At 68.1% G+C, this 15,388-nt stretch carries 16 protein-coding genes; 4 read left to right on the plus strand and 12 right to left on the minus strand.

Annotated features, from left to right (window positions below; translation table 11 throughout):
- Positions 1 to 157: 157 nt before the first annotated feature.
- The 5 genes from CCN39_RS06555 to CCN39_RS06575 form a co-directional block, all read right to left on the minus strand.
- Complete coding sequence (locus CCN39_RS06555; RefSeq protein ID WP_086839373.1) at positions 158 to 958, minus strand: serine hydrolase; 801 nt, start codon at positions 956 to 958, stop codon at positions 158 to 160.
- On the minus strand, positions 955 to 2,028 hold the full coding sequence (locus CCN39_RS06560) for a Glu/Leu/Phe/Val dehydrogenase dimerization domain-containing protein (RefSeq protein WP_086839375.1): 1,074 nt from the start codon (positions 2,026 to 2,028) through the stop codon (positions 955 to 957). Before CCN39_RS06560 ends, CCN39_RS06555 begins: the two co-directional genes overlap by 4 nt.
- 192 nt (positions 2,029 to 2,220) lie before the next feature.
- Positions 2,221 to 3,414, minus strand: a complete 1,194-nt coding sequence (locus CCN39_RS06565; RefSeq protein WP_086839376.1) for a kynureninase — start codon at positions 3,412 to 3,414, stop codon at positions 2,221 to 2,223.
- On the minus strand, positions 3,411 to 4,205 hold the full coding sequence (locus CCN39_RS06570; protein ID WP_086839378.1) for a tryptophan 2,3-dioxygenase: 795 nt from the start codon (positions 4,203 to 4,205) through the stop codon (positions 3,411 to 3,413). The genes CCN39_RS06565 and CCN39_RS06570 overlap by 4 nt, the downstream gene beginning before the upstream one ends.
- A complete protein-coding gene (locus CCN39_RS06575; RefSeq protein ID WP_086839380.1) occupies positions 4,202 to 5,017 on the minus strand; it encodes a PaaX family transcriptional regulator in 816 nt (271 codons plus the stop codon). Before CCN39_RS06575 ends, CCN39_RS06570 begins: the two co-directional genes overlap by 4 nt.
- A gap of 48 nt (positions 5,018 to 5,065) precedes the next feature.
- Between CCN39_RS06575 and CCN39_RS06580 the strand changes: the two genes are divergently transcribed.
- From CCN39_RS06580 to CCN39_RS06595, 4 genes are read left to right on the plus strand one after another with little or no spacing between them, the layout of a single operon-like run.
- On the plus strand, positions 5,066 to 5,818 hold the full coding sequence (locus CCN39_RS06580; RefSeq protein ID WP_086839382.1) for a creatininase family protein: 753 nt from the start codon (positions 5,066 to 5,068) through the stop codon (positions 5,816 to 5,818).
- A complete protein-coding gene (locus CCN39_RS06585; RefSeq protein WP_086839384.1) occupies positions 5,811 to 7,325 on the plus strand; it encodes a benzoate-CoA ligase family protein in 1,515 nt (504 codons plus the stop codon). The genes CCN39_RS06580 and CCN39_RS06585 overlap by 8 nt, the downstream gene beginning before the upstream one ends.
- Positions 7,322 to 8,014, plus strand: a complete 693-nt coding sequence (locus CCN39_RS06590; RefSeq protein ID WP_086839386.1) for an SDR family NAD(P)-dependent oxidoreductase — start codon at positions 7,322 to 7,324, stop codon at positions 8,012 to 8,014. The genes CCN39_RS06585 and CCN39_RS06590 overlap by 4 nt, the downstream gene beginning before the upstream one ends.
- Entirely contained in the window at positions 8,011 to 8,838 is an 828-nt protein-coding gene (locus CCN39_RS06595) for an enoyl-CoA hydratase family protein (RefSeq protein WP_086839387.1), read from the plus strand. Before CCN39_RS06590 ends, CCN39_RS06595 begins: the two co-directional genes overlap by 4 nt.
- A 3-nt stretch (positions 8,839 to 8,841) precedes the next feature.
- On the opposite strand, the gene CCN39_RS50055 is transcribed toward CCN39_RS06595, so the two are convergent.
- The 7 genes from CCN39_RS50055 to CCN39_RS06625 form a co-directional block, all read right to left on the minus strand.
- Positions 8,842 to 9,003: a hypothetical protein gene (locus tag CCN39_RS50055; protein WP_158104486.1), complete on the minus strand. Its 162-nt coding sequence runs from the start codon at positions 9,001 to 9,003 to the stop codon at positions 8,842 to 8,844.
- Positions 9,004 to 9,193: 190 nt separating this feature from the next.
- On the minus strand, positions 9,194 to 9,607 hold the full coding sequence (locus tag CCN39_RS06600; protein WP_244210644.1) for a VOC family protein: 414 nt from the start codon (positions 9,605 to 9,607) through the stop codon (positions 9,194 to 9,196).
- Between the two features lie 14 nt (positions 9,608 to 9,621).
- A complete protein-coding gene (locus CCN39_RS06605; protein WP_086839389.1) occupies positions 9,622 to 12,789 on the minus strand; it encodes an HD domain-containing protein in 3,168 nt (1,055 codons plus the stop codon).
- 22 nt (positions 12,790 to 12,811) lie between these two features.
- Positions 12,812 to 13,234, minus strand: coding sequence for an NUDIX domain-containing protein (locus CCN39_RS06610; RefSeq protein ID WP_086839391.1), 423 nt, complete (start codon positions 13,232 to 13,234; stop codon positions 12,812 to 12,814).
- Complete coding sequence (locus tag CCN39_RS06615; RefSeq protein WP_244210645.1) at positions 13,234 to 13,734, minus strand: DUF1616 domain-containing protein; 501 nt, start codon at positions 13,732 to 13,734, stop codon at positions 13,234 to 13,236. Before CCN39_RS06615 ends, CCN39_RS06610 begins: the two co-directional genes overlap by 1 nt.
- A gap of 10 nt (positions 13,735 to 13,744) precedes the next feature.
- Positions 13,745 to 14,662 (minus strand): SMP-30/gluconolactonase/LRE family protein, encoded by a 918-nt coding sequence (locus tag CCN39_RS06620; protein ID WP_086839395.1) that lies wholly within the window; start codon positions 14,660 to 14,662, stop codon positions 13,745 to 13,747.
- Between the two features lie 10 nt (positions 14,663 to 14,672).
- Positions 14,673 to 15,272, minus strand: coding sequence for a histidine phosphatase family protein (locus CCN39_RS06625; protein ID WP_086839397.1), 600 nt, complete (start codon positions 15,270 to 15,272; stop codon positions 14,673 to 14,675).
- Between the last annotated feature and the right edge of the window lie 116 nt (positions 15,273 to 15,388).

Genomic DNA, 15,388 nt, shown 5'->3' on the forward strand with positions numbered 1-15,388 from the left:
CCCGCACCCGCAGGCGGCGAAGCTGGGCGAAATCGCCGCCGGGGTGCTCGGGGACGACGGCGTCTCGCGGATCGTGCCGCCTCCGCAGGGCCCACGCCCGTGGGATGTGTTCTACGAAAGCGGCTGAACGCAGCCGGCACCGCCCACCGGACCGCTCCTACGAACGCAGCTGATCGACCGCCGCCCGGGCGGCGTCGCCGATCGCGCGGTCGATGTCCGGGCGCCGCAACGTCTCCGCGCCGCCCGCCGTGAACACCGCCAGTGCGTACGCGGCACCATCCGGATAGGTCGCGACGCCGATTTCGTTGCGGATCCCCGGCATCGTGCCCGTCTTGCCCGCCACCGCCACCTCCGGCGGGAACCCCGCGGTCAGCCGGTGCCAGCTGACCTGCGCGGCCATCCACTCCCGGACCGGCGCACCCGCGTCGTCCGCCCAGATCGCCGCCAGCAGCGTCGTCATCTCGCGGGGCGTCGTCGCGGAGGTCCGCAGGGGATCCAGGGCCCGCAACGGGTGGCCCGCCGACGTGTCTTCGATGATCGTGCGCAGCACGTCCCGCGGCGCGCCGATGACCGAAGTCCGCGTCAGGCCCAGCTCCGCCAGCAGCGACCGGACGTTGTCCACGCCGACGCGGTCGAACAGCAGGTCCGCGGCCGTGTTGTCCGACACCGACAGCGCCAACAGCGCCGCGTCCCGGAGGCTGTAGGAAACGTCGTCCGCGAACCCCGCCGAACCGGTGCCGCCCAGGCGGTCCGCCGCCGACGCGCGCACCCGGTCGGCCGGGTCCAGCAACCCGGCCGCGACCTGCCGGGCGAATTCGTACACCAAGGGCACCTTCACCACGGACGCCAGCACCACCGGCGAGTCCGCGTCGCACCCCAGCGATTCGGAAGAACCGAGACGGCGGGCGTGCAGGAAACCCCGCACGCCCACCGCTTCGAAGAACGCGGAAAGGCTCACCCGGTCATGATGGACCGCAGCCGCCCGACCTCCGCCATCCGGCGCTCGGCGAGCCGGTCGGCCGCCGTCGCCGGGGGTACGCCGTCCGTCTCGGCCAGCGCGAACACGGCCTTGGTCGTGTCGTAGATGGCCGTCGTCTTGCGCTTCGCGCGCTCGAAGTCGAAGCCGTGGCGCTCGTCGTCGACCTGGATCACGCCGCCCGCGTTCACCAGGTAGTCCGGGGCGTAGAGGACGCCGCGGTCGGCGAGCTGCTTGTCGATGCCCGCGTGCGCGAGCTGGTTGTTCGCCGCGCCGCAGACGATCCGGGCGCCGAGCACCGGCACCGTTTCGTCGTTGAGGACGCCGCCCAGCGCGCACGGCGCGAAGACGTCGAGCTCGGCCCGCAGCAGGGTGTCCACATCGGACACGACCTGGACGTCCGGGTGGATCGAGCGGGTCCGCTCGATCGCGGGCGCGAAGACGTCGGTGATCGTCACCTGCGCCCCCGCCGCCACGAGGTGCCCGACGAGGATGTGGCCGACCTTGCCGACCCCCGCGACGCCGACGCGCTTGCCGGCCAGGTCCGGGCTGCCCCAGACGTGCTCGGCCGAGGCCCGCATGCCCTGGAAGACGCCGAACGCGGTGAGCACGGACGAGTCGCCCGCCCCGCCGTCCTCGGGCGAGCGGCCGGTGACGTACTGGCTCTCGCGGGCCACGACGTCCATGTCCTGCACGTACGTGCCCACGTCGCACGCCGTGATGTAGCGGCCGCCCAGGGACTGCACGAAGCGCCCGTACGCGCGCAGCAGCGCTTCGGACTTGAGCGTCTTCGGGTCGCCGATGATGACGGCCTTGCCGCCGCCGAGGTCGAGCCCGGCCAGCGCGTTCTTGTACGCCATGCCCTTGGACAGCGCGAGGACGTCGTCGAGCGCGTCGGATTCGGTGGCGTAGGGGTGGAAGCGCGTCCCGCCCAGCGCGGGTCCGAGCGCGGTGGAGTAGATGCCGATGATGGCCTTGAGGCCACTGGCCTGGTCGTGGCAGTACACGACCTGTTCGTGCCCGGTGCCCCGGGCGAACACTCCTTCGGTCACGGGTGGTGACTCCTTTGTCTCCCGCGCCCGGTTCGTGGCCGGGACGCGTTTCGGGTGGCCGGGAACCGGCGCCGGGCGGAGGTCGTCCGCCACTCGGCCGGGTCCCGGCACCAACCTAGATCTTCACCGTTCCCCGGACCAGTGCAGGTCCCGCGATACGGACCGGTAGCTCGTGGATCAGGGGCCCCTACCTCAGCCGCGCACCACCGTGGCGAGCGTGCCCATCGCCGTCTCCAGCTGGCTGTCGGAGAGGTACGGCGCCGGGCCGAAGCGCAGGTACGAGCCGCGGCTGTCGGTGCGGACGCCGTGCGCGGCCAGCGCCGCCTGCAACCCGGCGGCGTCGGCGCAGCGCAGCGAGAGGAACCCGCCGAGCATCCCGAGCGGTGTTTCGCGGTCGCGCATGACGACGTCCTCGGGTAACCCGAGCTTGTCGAACACCGACGCGAGCAGGCCCACCTGGTGCTGGGACACCTCGCGCAGGAACTCCGGGGTGAGCCCGTGCTCGGCGAAGAACCGCTGGACCCGGACGCCGCGGTAGTGGCTGGCCGGGTCGTAGGTGGCGCCGGCGAACCGGTCGCCGCCGATGGCGTAGGGCACGCGGCCGGGGTGGCGTTCGTCGGCGAGCGCGCCGAACTCGGCGTACCAGCCGGTGATCACCGGCCGCAGCTCCTGGGCGTGCGCGGGCAGCCGCAGGAAGCAGTTGCCCTCGCCGAGCTGCAGGTACTTGTAGCCGCCGCCGAGCACCCAGGCGTTGGTGAGCCCGAGGTCGTGCAGCGCGAACGGCACGACGCCGAGCGCGTGGTAGGCGTCGACGACGAGTTCGATCGAGCGGCCGCGGCAGACGTCGGCGAGGTGCGCCAGGCCGGGGACCAGCCTCGACGTCTCGAACAGCACGGCCGAGACGAGGACGGCGGCGGTGTTGCCGTCGACCTCGCCGGCCACGCGCTCGGCGAGCGTCGTCACCGGGTCGAGCGGCACCCGCACGACCTCGACGCCCTCTTCTTCGAGGCGGGCGAGCTGACGGCGGAGGGTGTGGAACTCGCCGTCGGTGGTGACCAGGCGCGGCCGCCGCGGCAGGTCCATCGCCGACAGGAAGCGCAGCACCAGGTCGTGCGTGCTGGCGCCGAGCGCGTACTCGCCGTGCGGGTCGCCGAGCAGCAGGCGGAAGCCCGCGCGCAGCTGGTCCGCCTTGGCGAAGGCGCGCTCCCACTTGCCGTCGACGTCACGGGCGGCGTCGGCGAAGGACTCACACAGTCCCTCCTCGGCGACGTCCGGCCAGGCCTGGTGCGAGTGCCCGGAGAGGAGGAGGCGATCGGCCACCCCGAACCGGGTGTAGTGCGCGGCGAGGCTGTTGGCGTCCGCGCGCAGGTCGTCCAAAGTGGTCACAGTCGGCTCCGTACGGCCCAGAGATCCGGGAACATCGGCTGGAAAAGCGTGGTACGCAGGTAGGTCGCGCCGGATGATCCTCCCGTCCCGGTCTTGTCGCCGATGGTGCGTTCGACCATCTTCACGTGCCGGTAGCGCCACTCCTGCATCCCTTCGTCGAGATCGACCAGACACTCCGCGACGACCGAGGGTCCCCCGTCGTCGCTGTACACGTCCAGCAATATCGCCTGCAGGGCCGGGGACGGCTCCACCGGTCGAGTGACGTCTCGGTCACACTCGACCGCGTAGCCAGAAACCTTGAGGTACGCGAGAAAAGAGTCGAACAACGACGGGCGCGCCATCGCTTCGGCGATGCGTTTCCGCTGCTCGCCGTCCTCGGGGTAGTGCGCGAACACGCGCTCGTCACGCCGCCCCAGCACCGCTTCCAGTTCGCGGAACTGGGCCGACTGGAAGCCGCTCGAAGCGTCCAAACGGGCGCGGAAACTGGTGAACTGGCTGGGCGTCATGGTTTCCAGCACGTCGATCTGCGCGACCGCGACCTTGAGGATGGTCAGGATCCGGCGCAGCGTGCGGATGGAGTGCGCGGTGTTGCCCTGTTCGAGGTTCGCCTGGAGGAAGGCGGCTTCGTGCAGGATCTGCTTGAACCACAGTTCGTACACCTGGTGGATCACGATGAACAGCAGCTCGTCGTGCTCGTCGGAGCGCAGGCGCTGCGCGTTCAGCACTTCGTCGAGCCCGAGGTACGAGGTGTAGCTCAGGGCTTCCTGGGTCGCTTGGCTGGGTTCGGTCATCCCTTGGTCACCTCGTCGAAGTGGCGTTGCGCGGGCTGCGCGAGCGCGGTGTACAGATCGTGGAACAGCTCGACCGCCGCCGCCCGGCGGTCCGGGGCCGGCACCAGGCCGGCGGGCAGTTCCGGGTCGAGCGACGGGAACATGCGGAAGGTGTGCACCAGGCGGGTGCGCACCTCGAAGGCCTCGGCGTCGGAGATGTCCTTCCCCGCGTACCCGCCGAACTGGCCGACGAACGCGGTGTACCGCGCGGCCAGGTCGTCGAGGTCCCAGGCCCGGCCGGCGAACCGGCGGACGTCCAGCGCGGCCGACGGGCGGCCGAGCAGCAGCCCGGCGTGCTCGGTGACGTCCAGTTCGCCGAGCAGGGCGACGACCTCGGCCTCGCGGTCGTGCGGGGCGATCCAGGTGCCGTCCTGGTAGGGCCCGAACCCGAGGAACCGCAGCCGCCGGACCAGGCGTTCCCTGGCCTGGCGGCGGCTCTCCGGGATGCTCTGCCACAGCACGGTCCACTCGCCCGCGGTGCGCTCGCGGCGGCCGAGGGAGAAGATCCGCTGGTCGCCGTCGGCGAGCAGCGCGATGGTGCGCCGGGTCAGCGAGTAGTGCACGGTGCGGCCTTCGCGGTGGCGCTGCAGCAGGCCGCGGCGCACCAGGCGGGTGAGCGCGATCCGGGCGGCACCGTCGGAGAAGCCCAGTTCGGCGAGCACCGCGACCAGGCCGCCCGACCACACCCGGCGGGTTTCGCGCGGGTGCACGTAGCTGCCCAGCAACGTCACGACCAGCTCCTGAGGGCCGGCTTCGAAGGCATCGGTGGGCATGGGCGCAACTCTATACACCTCAGGCCGCTGCGGTGTAGCGTGAATTGCGTGACGTACTTCGCGGACCTCACCTCGCGGCAGGTCGCTTCGCTGCCGGACGACGGCCGCGTCCCGGTGCTGCTGCTGCCGGTGGGCGCGATCGAGCCGCACGGGCCGCACGCGCCGCTGAGCACGGACCCGCTGATCTCCCGCGGGATGTGCGAGCGCGCGGCCTCCCGCTTGGCCGCCGACGAGGACGTCCACGTGCTGGTGCTGCCCGAAGTGCCCTACGGCGTGACGCGGTTCGCGGCCGGGTTCGCCGGCGGCATCCACATCGGCGAGGAGACGCTGCATTCGCTGCTCGTCGACATCGGCGCGGCGCTGATCGGCCAGCGGCTCCGGCGGATCCTGCTGGTCAACAACCACTTCGAGCCCGCGCACCTGGTCACGCTGCGGCGAGCCGTGGAGACGCTGAACTTCGCCTACGACGGGCGCGTCGCCCTGCTCGACCTGGTCCGGCGGCGGCACGCGGAGCGGCTGACCGAGGAGTTCCGGTCCGGCGAGTGCCACGCCGGGCGGTACGAGACGTCGCTGGTGCTCGCCGACCGGCCCGAGCTGGTGGACCAGCCGCTGATGCGGACGCTGCCGCACGTGCCGGTCAGCCTGGCTTCGGCCCCTTCGGACGGCGGCTTCCTCGCCATGGGGATGCCGGACGCCTACTGCGGCGCACCGGCCGAGGCGACCGCGGACGAGGGCACCGCGACCTTCTCGACGTTGACCGACCTGCTGGTGGAAGCGATCCGGGAGCTGGCCCGTGAGTGAGCCGTTCAACCTCGCCACGCACTTCCTCGACCGGCACGTGGCTTCGGGACGGGGTGACCGGACCGCGCTGTTCGTCGGCGACCGTTCGATCAGCTATGCGTCGCTCGCGGCCTTGGCGAACCGGGTCGGGAACGTGCTGCTCGACGCCGGTGTCCGTCGTGGGCAGCGGGTGCTGCTGGCGCTGAGCGACGGCGACGAGTTCGTCGCGGCCTGGTACGGCGCGCAGAAGATCGGCGCGGTCACCGCCGAGGTCTACCCGTTCCTGCAGCCCAAGGACTACGCGTACTACCTCGGCTACACCGAGGCCGTGGCGGTGCTCGCGGACGCCGTCACGCTGCCGGCGTTGCGCGCGGCGGGTGCCACCGGACTGCTCGTCACGGGCGTGCCCGCCGACGAGCTGCTTCCGGGTGAGCGTCCATTCCGGACACTGGTCGACGCCGCGCCGGACTCGCTGGAGGCCGCGCCGACCACTGTGGACGACGTCGGGATCTGGAAGTTCACCACCGGGAGCACGGGCGCCCCCAAGGCGTGCGTGCATCCCCTGCGGAGTCCTCTCGAGAGTTTCGAGCGGTACGCCGTCCAGGTGCTCGGCCTGCGGGAGGACGACACGGTCCTGGCCGTGCCGAAGCTGTTCTTCGGCTACGCGCGTGATCTGGTGGCGCTGTTCCCGTTCGGCGTCGGCGCGGCGGGTATCGCGTTCCCCGAACGCAGCACGGCGGAGCTGATGTTCGAGCTGATCGCCCGCTACCGGCCGACGGTGCTGGTCAACGTGCCGACGATGATGAGCGCGATGGTCGCCCACCCGGCCGCGGCGGAGCAGGACCTGAGCTGCCTGCGGATGGCGACGTCGGCGGGCGAAGCGCTGCCGCCGGAGCTGCACCGCAAGTGGGACGCGGCCTTCGGGGTGCCGGTGGTGGACGGGATCGGCTCGTCCGAGGCGTACCACATCTACCTGTCGAACCGGCCCGGCGATGCGCGCGTCGGCACGCTCGGCACTGAAGTGCCGGGCTACCGCGCGCAGGTCGTCGACGAGCTCGGGAATCCCTTGCCGGACGGCGAAATCGGGCCGCTGCGGGTGACCGGTCCGACGATCGCACTGGAGTACCACGGCGATCCGGAGAAGTCGGCCCGGACGTTCAACGGCGACACGCTGACCTCGGGCGACCTGTTCAGCCGCACCCCGGACGGGTACTTCCGCCACCACGGCCGCGCGGACGCGCTGCTCAAGGTCGGCGGCGTGTTCGTCGCGCCCGGCGAGATCGAGGACTGCCTGCTCGGCCACCCCGACGTCACCGACTGCGCGGTGGTCGGCCACGAGGTCGACGGCCTGATCGTGCCGCGGGCGTACGTCGTGGTGCGCGCCCCCGTGTCGGCTGACGAGCTCAAGAACCACGCGAAAGCCCACCTGGCCAAGCACAAGTACCCCCGCGAGGTGGTCTTCATGACGGAACTCCCCCGCACGGCCAACGGAAAGCTCGACCGGCGCGCCCTGGCGGGCCGCCCGTGAGCCGCCTGGTGGTGGTCACCGGCGGCACGCGCGGCATCGGCGCGGCGATCGCGGCGCGGTTCCGTTCGTCCGGTGACACCGTCCTGGCGCCCGGCCGCGCGGACTGCGACGTCACCTCCGAGGAAGCGGTGGCTGCGTATTTTGCGTCGGCGGGCCCGGTCGACGTGCTGGTCAACAACGCCGGGATCTCGTCGAGCGCCCCGGTTTCGCGGACCTCGCTGGCGGACTGGCGCTCGCAGTTCGAGGTGAACGCGACGGGTGCGTTCCTCTGCACGCGCGCGGTGCTGGACGGCATGCGCTCGCGCGACAGCGGCCGGATCGTCACGGTGGCGTCGACGGCTTCGCACGTCGGCTACCGCTACACGGCGGGGTACACGGCGTCGAAGCACGCGGCGGTGGGCTTCATGCGCGCGGTGGCGGCGGAACTGGCCGGCACCGGCGTCACGGCGAACGCGGTGTGCCCGGCGTTCGTCCGCACCGACATGACGGCGACTTCGGTGGAGCGGATCGTCTCGCGGTCCGGACGGTCCACTTCGGACGCGGAAGCGGCACTGGCGGCGGCGTCCCCGCTCGGCCGGCTGCTGGAGCCGGCGGAAGTGGCCTTCGCGGTGTCCTTCCTGGCGGCCCCGGAAGCCGCCGCGATCAACGGCCAGACCCTCGTACTCGACGGCGGAGGAATCCAGTCATGAGCCCGTTCCGCGCCACTGCCCCGCTGACTCGCGAATGGGAGCACTTCGGCTTCACGGTGGACGACGGGGTGGCCACGGTGACGTTCACCCGTCCTTCGAAGCTCAACGCGCTGACGTTCGAGGTGTACGCGGATCTCCGTGACCTGCTGATCGAGCTCCCGCAGCATTCGGACGTCCGGGTACTGGTGATCACGGGCGAAGGCCGCGGGTTCTGTTCGGGCGGTGACGTCGAGGAGATCATCGGCGAGCTGCAGAAGTTCGAGACGGCGGAGCTCCTGGAGTTCACCCGCATGACGGGCGCGGTGGTGAAGGCCCTGCGCGAGTGCCCGATCCCGGTGATCGCGGCGGTGAACGGAGTGGCGGCCGGAGCGGGCTCGGTGATCGCACTGGCGAGCGACTTCCGGCTGCTGGCGGAGTCGGCGAAGTTCGCGTTCCTGTTCACGAAGGTGGGCTTGGCGGGGGCGGACATGGGATCGGCGTACCTGTTGCCGCGACTCATCGGCCTGGGTCGCGCGACGGAGTTGCTGATGCTGGGCGACAAGGTTTCGGCTTCGCGGGCTTCGGAGATCGGCCTGGCAACGCAGGTGGTTCCGGACGCTTCGCTGGCTTCTACGGCCACCGCTTTGGCTCGCCGCCTGGCGGACGGCCCGGCCCTGGCGTACGCGACGACGAAGGTGCTGCTGACCCGCGAGCTGGACATGGACTTGGGCAGCGCGATCGAGCTGGAGGCGATCACGCAGGCACTGCTGATGACAGCGAAGGACCACAAGGAGTTTTATGCGGCCTGGACCGCGGGGCGGGAGCCTCGGTGGACGGGCCGTTGAGATTCAATTTCGGCGCTTGATCTTGGCCAGCTTGACCAAGGTGTAGATGATGCCGAACGGGACCAGGACCAGCGAGTAGAGGGCGATCTCTCCGGCAGCGGCCCCGTCGTACTTGACGGCCATCCACCACGCGGTCAGGCCGAAGACGACCACCGCGAGCAACACGACCCACGCCCGGTGCTTGCCCCGCTCAGGCGTCGAACTTTTCCTCGCCGTTGTCGTTGTGCTCGATAACGCCACCTGCGCGCAACCGCTGCGCGGCGTTCCGGCCCAGCCAGCATCCCGCCACGGGATCGTCACCACCCAGTTCGCCCCATTTTTCCGGCTTCGGAAGGTTGCCCGCGGTGGTGGCCGGTCAAACTCGCGGCTCCGCTTCGAAGAGCTGTCCCTGGTGGTCAGGGCACCACTTCGCCCAGCCCGATGAGGTTGCCTTCGCTGTCACGGAACCACGCGGCCCGCTCGCCGCTGCTCTTGCTCGGTAATTGTCGCGGATCTCCATGATGCCACCGCGCATGCCCTCGTACTCCTCGAACACCACGCCGCGCTCGCGCAGCGTCGCAACCATCGATTCGAGGTCGTCAACGTGGGTGCAGGAGCCGTCGGAGGCACCTGTGGAGGTGTACAGGCAGAAGACGTCTGAAGCGCCTCCGTAGCGGAGGCCGCCTTCGCGCTCCTCGACCGTTTCGAGGCCGAACTTCTCCGCGTACCAGCGCCGGGCGCGGACCAGGTCCCGGGTGAGGATGCGGGTCTCGATCCGGACGTTGCTCAACATTCATTGACCCCCTAGATATCCTGCACAAGTTCTTTTCCTTCGCTGAGGTACACCTCTTGATACAATGCGGGAGGAAGATCGGAAAAGGTTCGCCGAATGCGATCCATAACGGCGTTCATGAGCTTCACCCCTTCTTTTAACCCAGCAAATCCACCCTCTCTATTCGCAACATTATCGAGCGCTCGCCTGAACTGAACAAATAGGGCAGGATAGTCGCGATACAATTCGACAGCATTTTCAAAGAACCACATCACCAAAGGATTCGCAATGTTAGCCGGGTACATCGATCGGATTACCGTCCGAGCGGAATCATACCCGACGCCGGCGAATGGCGGCATCAAAGAGGAACCACTCGGCCGGGCACAATTCAGAGGCCGCACCGAGATCACATAGTAATGCGGATAGTAGGTCCCATCGACACGAAGAAGCTCCACGGAGAACTCGCGCTCCAGCATGGCCAGGATCAACATCGTATAGAAATTTCGAGCGCGGCCGCCAAAATCATCACCCCACCGCGTCAGCGACACCCGGAGCTCCACTCGGGAATCTTTTACAATGTCACGCAATTGCCGAATGCTCACCATACCCATCGAAGGCAAGTGAACTATTTCTTCTTTGATCCACTCATCCGCCAACACGTCCGCATCGATGTCCCGCACAGCAGTGCCGCCGTATGAGAGTTCCGGGAAGACTGGGCTTCCCATTGCTTTTTGAGCACAGTCATCGCAACCGACGCCCAAGTGTTGCGCCGCAGCTCGACGTACCGCCAACTGAATCGCCGAACAAATATCAAATGAAATTGCCCGGATCGATTCGCGAGATACAGTGACATCTGGACGCAAGTCGTCGGATAGGCAAACGTGACCAATCATGGTTGGCGGCGCGAAAGTCAACTCACCCTGTAGCGGGAACCCGTCTTCCTCCATGACCGTAGTCACGCGTACACCGTTGTGCCCCAGCCAGCCTTTAGCCAACCTCCTAGCCGCCACCCCTCCGATGACGTCCTTCACAGGTAACGAGTACTCAACTTCGAACCTCACGGTATCATCGCGCCGCTCCGGCCACTCTTTTTCATAGCGCCCAATTGCCCGAAGCAAGTTGTCGAACGAGCCACTCGAATCTAATTTTTTGGCAACTTCGTGCTGCAATTCGCGTAAAATCCCGCGACCAAACTCCAAGCAAAGGGATATGTCGATCCAGTCTTCCCCGCTGAGACTCACAGACGCAGATCGCTCGACCTCACTAGCAGCAAGACGAGAGACAAATTCAGCCGACAGACCATCTGCAACATCTTTTGAAATCAAACCTAGCAGGCCACCCGGTGACCCCTCTTTCGGCTCAGCCGACGCCGCGAGAGCGACGATTTGACCACGCACATGCTCCGACGGCGAGTTGGCAGTCAAGTCCAACGGCAGTGCGGTCACGATAACGGTGCTTGTAGACGCCAACCCTTTGTCATGAGCCGCGGAGTCCGGCACGATATAGCGAGTCGGTCCATCGAACAGCGGTTTTGCCAGGTCGGCAAACTTTCGATCAGCCCACTCGACATCATTGATATAGACTTTACCCGGCGGATAAAAGAGGCTATTCTCAGCGTACTCGAGCAACTCTTCCAGACTGACATCCGACTTCGCCGGGTTGATCCGCACCGCAATACTGGTACCAGACCCTTTCCGGTACCCCGACTCACCCCCAGCACGCGCCGGAAACGTCTCTGCCTGCATAGGCGGCTCGCGCAGAACAAAGAAGTCATCCAAACTGTGCAGCGAAAGCCGGATAGCGCCCGCAAGTCGACCATTCGGCAAACGCCGACGAGTGGAAACCTCGATCCGGTCCCCCACAATGAACGAAGACAGGACACCGATACCAAACCGGCTGATCGAAACAAAGTTCCGCTGCGGCTTCTGCTTCCGCAGAATCTCCGCCTTCAACTCGTCCGAACTGTAGTAAGACCGCCCAACCCCGAGAAAGTACTTCTCGATGATGTGCTGATCCATCCCGACTCCGTTGTCGTCGATGCGCAGCCAGTAATTCCCGAATTCGTCCTCCCAGGCCGATATGCGCACCTCCATCTCGTCCGGATCCAAATCCTGAAGGTACGCATTCAACCGGCACGCATCGATCGCGTTCTGCAGCAGCTCGCGGATGAAGACGTACGAATTCGCATACAGCCGATCGCCCATGAAGAGTTGCAGGATCGCGTGCCGGTCGAGGATGAACCGGTAGTCGCCCCAGCGGTAGCCCTGGCTCACGATGTCGCGGCGGTCCACGGTGGCCGGAAGGATCAACGACCGCCACCGCGGAGCACAGAAGTCCAAGACGACACGGCACCCCCGCAGCTCGTCGTCGACTACGTCGAGGAACCTGCGGATCGCGTTCTCCACCGCAGGCTGCTGTGGTCGGGCGATCAGCTTGACCGAGTAGCCAGGCGTGCGGTCGTGCGGGAACACGAAGCCAATCGAGGCCATGTGCTTTTCCCACTCGGTCCGGCTGATGCGGCGGCTTCCCTCGGCTTCCTCGAGTCTGAGGTGCTCGTAGACCGCCACTGGTGACCGACTCTGGTCGAAGTCCAGCAGGTCCGCCGTCCGCAACAGGATGGCGCACAGCCGGAGGTCGCAGCCGGCGAGGAAGTCGGTGGCAAACCTCTCCGCCCGCAGCTCGTCCAGAGGTTCGTTGTGGCTCTTGCACACCGTGGCGAGCGCCTCGGCGAAATTCAAGCCCCGCCAAGCCAGTTTCTCCGGATCCAGCTGGTAGAGGTGCTCCGAGACCCGGTCCGCGTGCCGCGCCCGGCAGTAGTCCAGGATGACGTCCTCGGGCGGTTTGCCCTCCTGGGCCACCCTCACGTACGCCGATGGATGCTGGTCAAGGTAGTCGCGAAAGTCCTGTTCCTCCAGCAGCGCGTCCACTTCCTCGCGGGTGTAGACCATCCCGATGTCGTGGAGGTACGCCGCCAGGATGAGCATCCCCGCTTCCAGCGGGGTCAGCTTGACGATGTCCTGACCGAGGAGCTCCTCGATGAGCTTAATGACGTTGTCCGCGTGCTGCCGGTCGTGCAGGGTGTAGTCGGGGAACGTCTCCCGCACCAGGAGCAGCTTTCCGGCCGCGTACCCGACGAGGTGCTTGACGTCGGCAGTGAACCGCACGTCCTCGCCGTCTTCGAGGATCTGCCAGAGCCCCACTTCGTCCCCTTCCGGTCCAGGCTTACTCGCCCCGGTAGGCCGCGACGTTCGCGACGGTGATCCTGCTCAGCGGCGACGGCAGCTCGTCCAGCCGGAACCAGCCGATCGCCGAGCACTTCGCCGGCTCGACGATCTGCGGCTCCCCCGCCACGTGCCGCGCGAGGTAGGTGACCGACACCCAGTGCTGGCCCTCGTCGGGCAGGAGGTGGTCGAACGCGCCCAGCTGCCCGGTCACCTCGATGCGCATGCCGTACTCCTCGGCGAACTCCCGGACGACCGCGTCTTCCATCAGCTCGCCGAATCCGACCGCGCCGCCCGGGCATTCCCACGAGCCGACCTCATTGCGTGCCGCCGGGCCGCGGCGCGCGAGGAAGAGCCGGCCCGCGCCGTCCGAGACCACCGCTCCCACGCCTACCCCGATGTAGTCGTGACCGGGAACGCCCATCACTTGATCCGCGCGACCAGGATCGACTCGCCGAGGATCCAGAGCACTCCGGTGATCGCGACGATGAACACGACGATGTACGTTTCGTACCACCGGTAGAAATTGCGCAACCGCGGCCGCGTCCGGAACCCGGCGACGAAATACTTCTCCGTGAGCTCGCACTCTTCTCGGCGGTAATCCAGCCAGGAGAGAACACCGACCACCACCATCAGCACGGTGAACGCGGCGACGGCCGTGGTCAGCACCAGCACGCCACGGACGCCGGTGCGGGCGGTGTCAGCGGATATCCCCCACTTCGAGTACCCCACGAACAGACCGAGTCCCGCGGTCACCATCGCCGTGGCCAGTGCTTGGAAGATGGCGAAGAACCGGTAGACGTTCTCGTTCACCGCGTGAATCTGGTTGAGAATGTACTTGTACCGCTCGACGACGATGGCCGGCGCCTCTTCGTACGGCACCTCGCCTTGCACTGGAGGCTCCCCTCCGACGCCCGCGCTCATCGCGGACACGTTACATTGCGCAACCGGTTACCGCGATCGCCGACTCCTCCAAAGAGCCGAAATACAGCTGCCCCTGCCACTCCCGGACGCCCACCAGCATGTGGAAACCGGGAAGCTCCCCGCGGAAAGACCGGGCAACCGAGCCTTCCGGCGAGACGCCCAGGACACCCACCTCGCGGCCCGGGCTGGGCTGCAGCGACGCCGGCAGCCGCCGGACACCTGCCCTCAGGAAGCCCGGCAGCCGGCGCACCACGTCCAGTGCCGCCACCCGCGGGGACGCCTGCGTGATCCAGATCAGGCCGTCCGTGCCCGTCGAAATGTTGTCCGGGAAGCCCCACAAGCCGTCGACCAGGACGTCGGTCCGGCCGTCGCCGAGCCACACCCGCGACACGCTGAACGCGCCCGTCTCCGCCACCGCCACGAACGACTCGTCCGGGGCCAGCGCGACGCCGTTCGCGAACTGGAGGCCGTCGAGGAGCAGGTCGATCGAGCCGTCCGGGGATCGGCGGAGCAGGCGGCCGCCTGCCGTCTGCTCGATCAGGTCGTCGCGCCAGTTGTCGATGCCGAAGCGGCGGGAGGAGTCCGTGAAGTAGATCGTACCGTCGGAGGCCACCGCCGCGTTGTTGCAGAACACGAAGTCCAGGCCCAGGGCCGAAGTGGCCAGTACCGAAGGAGAACCGCCGGACCGGGGGACCACCAGCAGGCCGGCCCGCGCGTCGCAGATCAGCAGCTCGTCCTCGCCGTACAGCTCCAGCCCGAGCGGGCGGCCGCCGGTGTCGGCGATGACGTCGATCGTGCGTCCGTCGGGTGAGAGGCGCAGGATCCGGCCGTCGTCGACGCCGGTGTAGATCCGGCCCTCCGCGTCGACGACGACGTCCTCCGGGCCGTGGCCGTTCACCGGGTACAGCGTGACCTCGCCGAACCGCATCCTGGGCCTCCTAGCGATAGGTGAGCAACGAGGCCGCGTCCGCCTCGAAGTGCGGGTGTTCGTTGAACGACAGCATCGTGACGCCGCCGCGGCCGGACACCAGCTTGGTGATCCCGCCGTTGACCGTGACGCGGTTGAGCTTGAGCAGTCCGGCTTCCGGCGTTCCCATGAGCAAGCCGCAGATCGTCGCGATCACGCCACCGGAGGTGAACACCACCGCGTGCTCCCCCTTGCCCAGCGACGCGACCAAGTCCGCGAGCGCGGAACGGCACCGCGCGAGGAACGCGGGCCACGTCTCGGCGCACGGCCCCGAATCGCCTGCCGACGTCCACGCGGTCAGCGCCGCGTCCAAGACCCCCTGGTACGCCCGCGAATCCTCCTGCGGCGCGCCGCCGGCGTGGTGGAGCGCGATGTCGACGTGGTCGTACTCGTTCCAGCGCGGATCCTCGACCACCGGGACGTCGCTGCCGAGCGCCTTCAGCGCCGTCGCCGCGGTGTCGCGCTGGCGGGCCAGCGAACCGGACCGGACCTGGCTGAAGACCACCCCGCGCGGCTTCGAACAGTCCACTGTGGTCGGTGCGGAACTGCTGCGGCGCGGGGTGGTCTTCAGCCAGGTCCGGTCCGGTTCGCTGGCCCGCCAGCGCGACACCGCGGCGACGGCGCTGAAGGCGCTCGGCAGCGACGTCCCGGTGGTCGAGGATCCGCGCTGGAACGAGTACGACCACG

The organism is Amycolatopsis kentuckyensis, from assembly GCF_002155975.1.
GTDB classification, from domain to species: domain Bacteria; phylum Actinomycetota; class Actinomycetes; order Mycobacteriales; family Pseudonocardiaceae; genus Amycolatopsis; species Amycolatopsis kentuckyensis.

Bases quoted from the DNA above. Each gene is read 5' to 3' on its own strand.
- CCN39_RS06570 (WP_086839378.1), bottom strand. From the start codon at position 4,205: ATGACCGAACCCAGCCAAGCGACCCAGGAAGCCCTGAGCTACACCTCG.
- CCN39_RS06575 (WP_086839380.1), bottom strand. From the start codon at position 5,017: ATGCCCACCGATGCCTTCGAAGCCGGCCCTCAGGAGCTGGTCGTGACG.
- CCN39_RS06595 (WP_086839387.1), top strand. From the start codon at position 8,011: ATGAGCCCGTTCCGCGCCACTGCCCCGCTGACTCGCGAATGGGAGCAC.
- CCN39_RS06610 (WP_086839391.1), bottom strand. From the start codon at position 13,234: ATGGGCGTTCCCGGTCACGACTACATCGGGGTAGGCGTGGGAGCGGTG.
- CCN39_RS06615 (WP_244210645.1), bottom strand. From the start codon at position 13,734: ATGAGCGCGGGCGTCGGAGGGGAGCCTCCAGTGCAAGGCGAGGTGCCG.
- CCN39_RS06620 (WP_086839395.1), bottom strand. From the start codon at position 14,662: ATGCGGTTCGGCGAGGTCACGCTGTACCCGGTGAACGGCCACGGCCCG.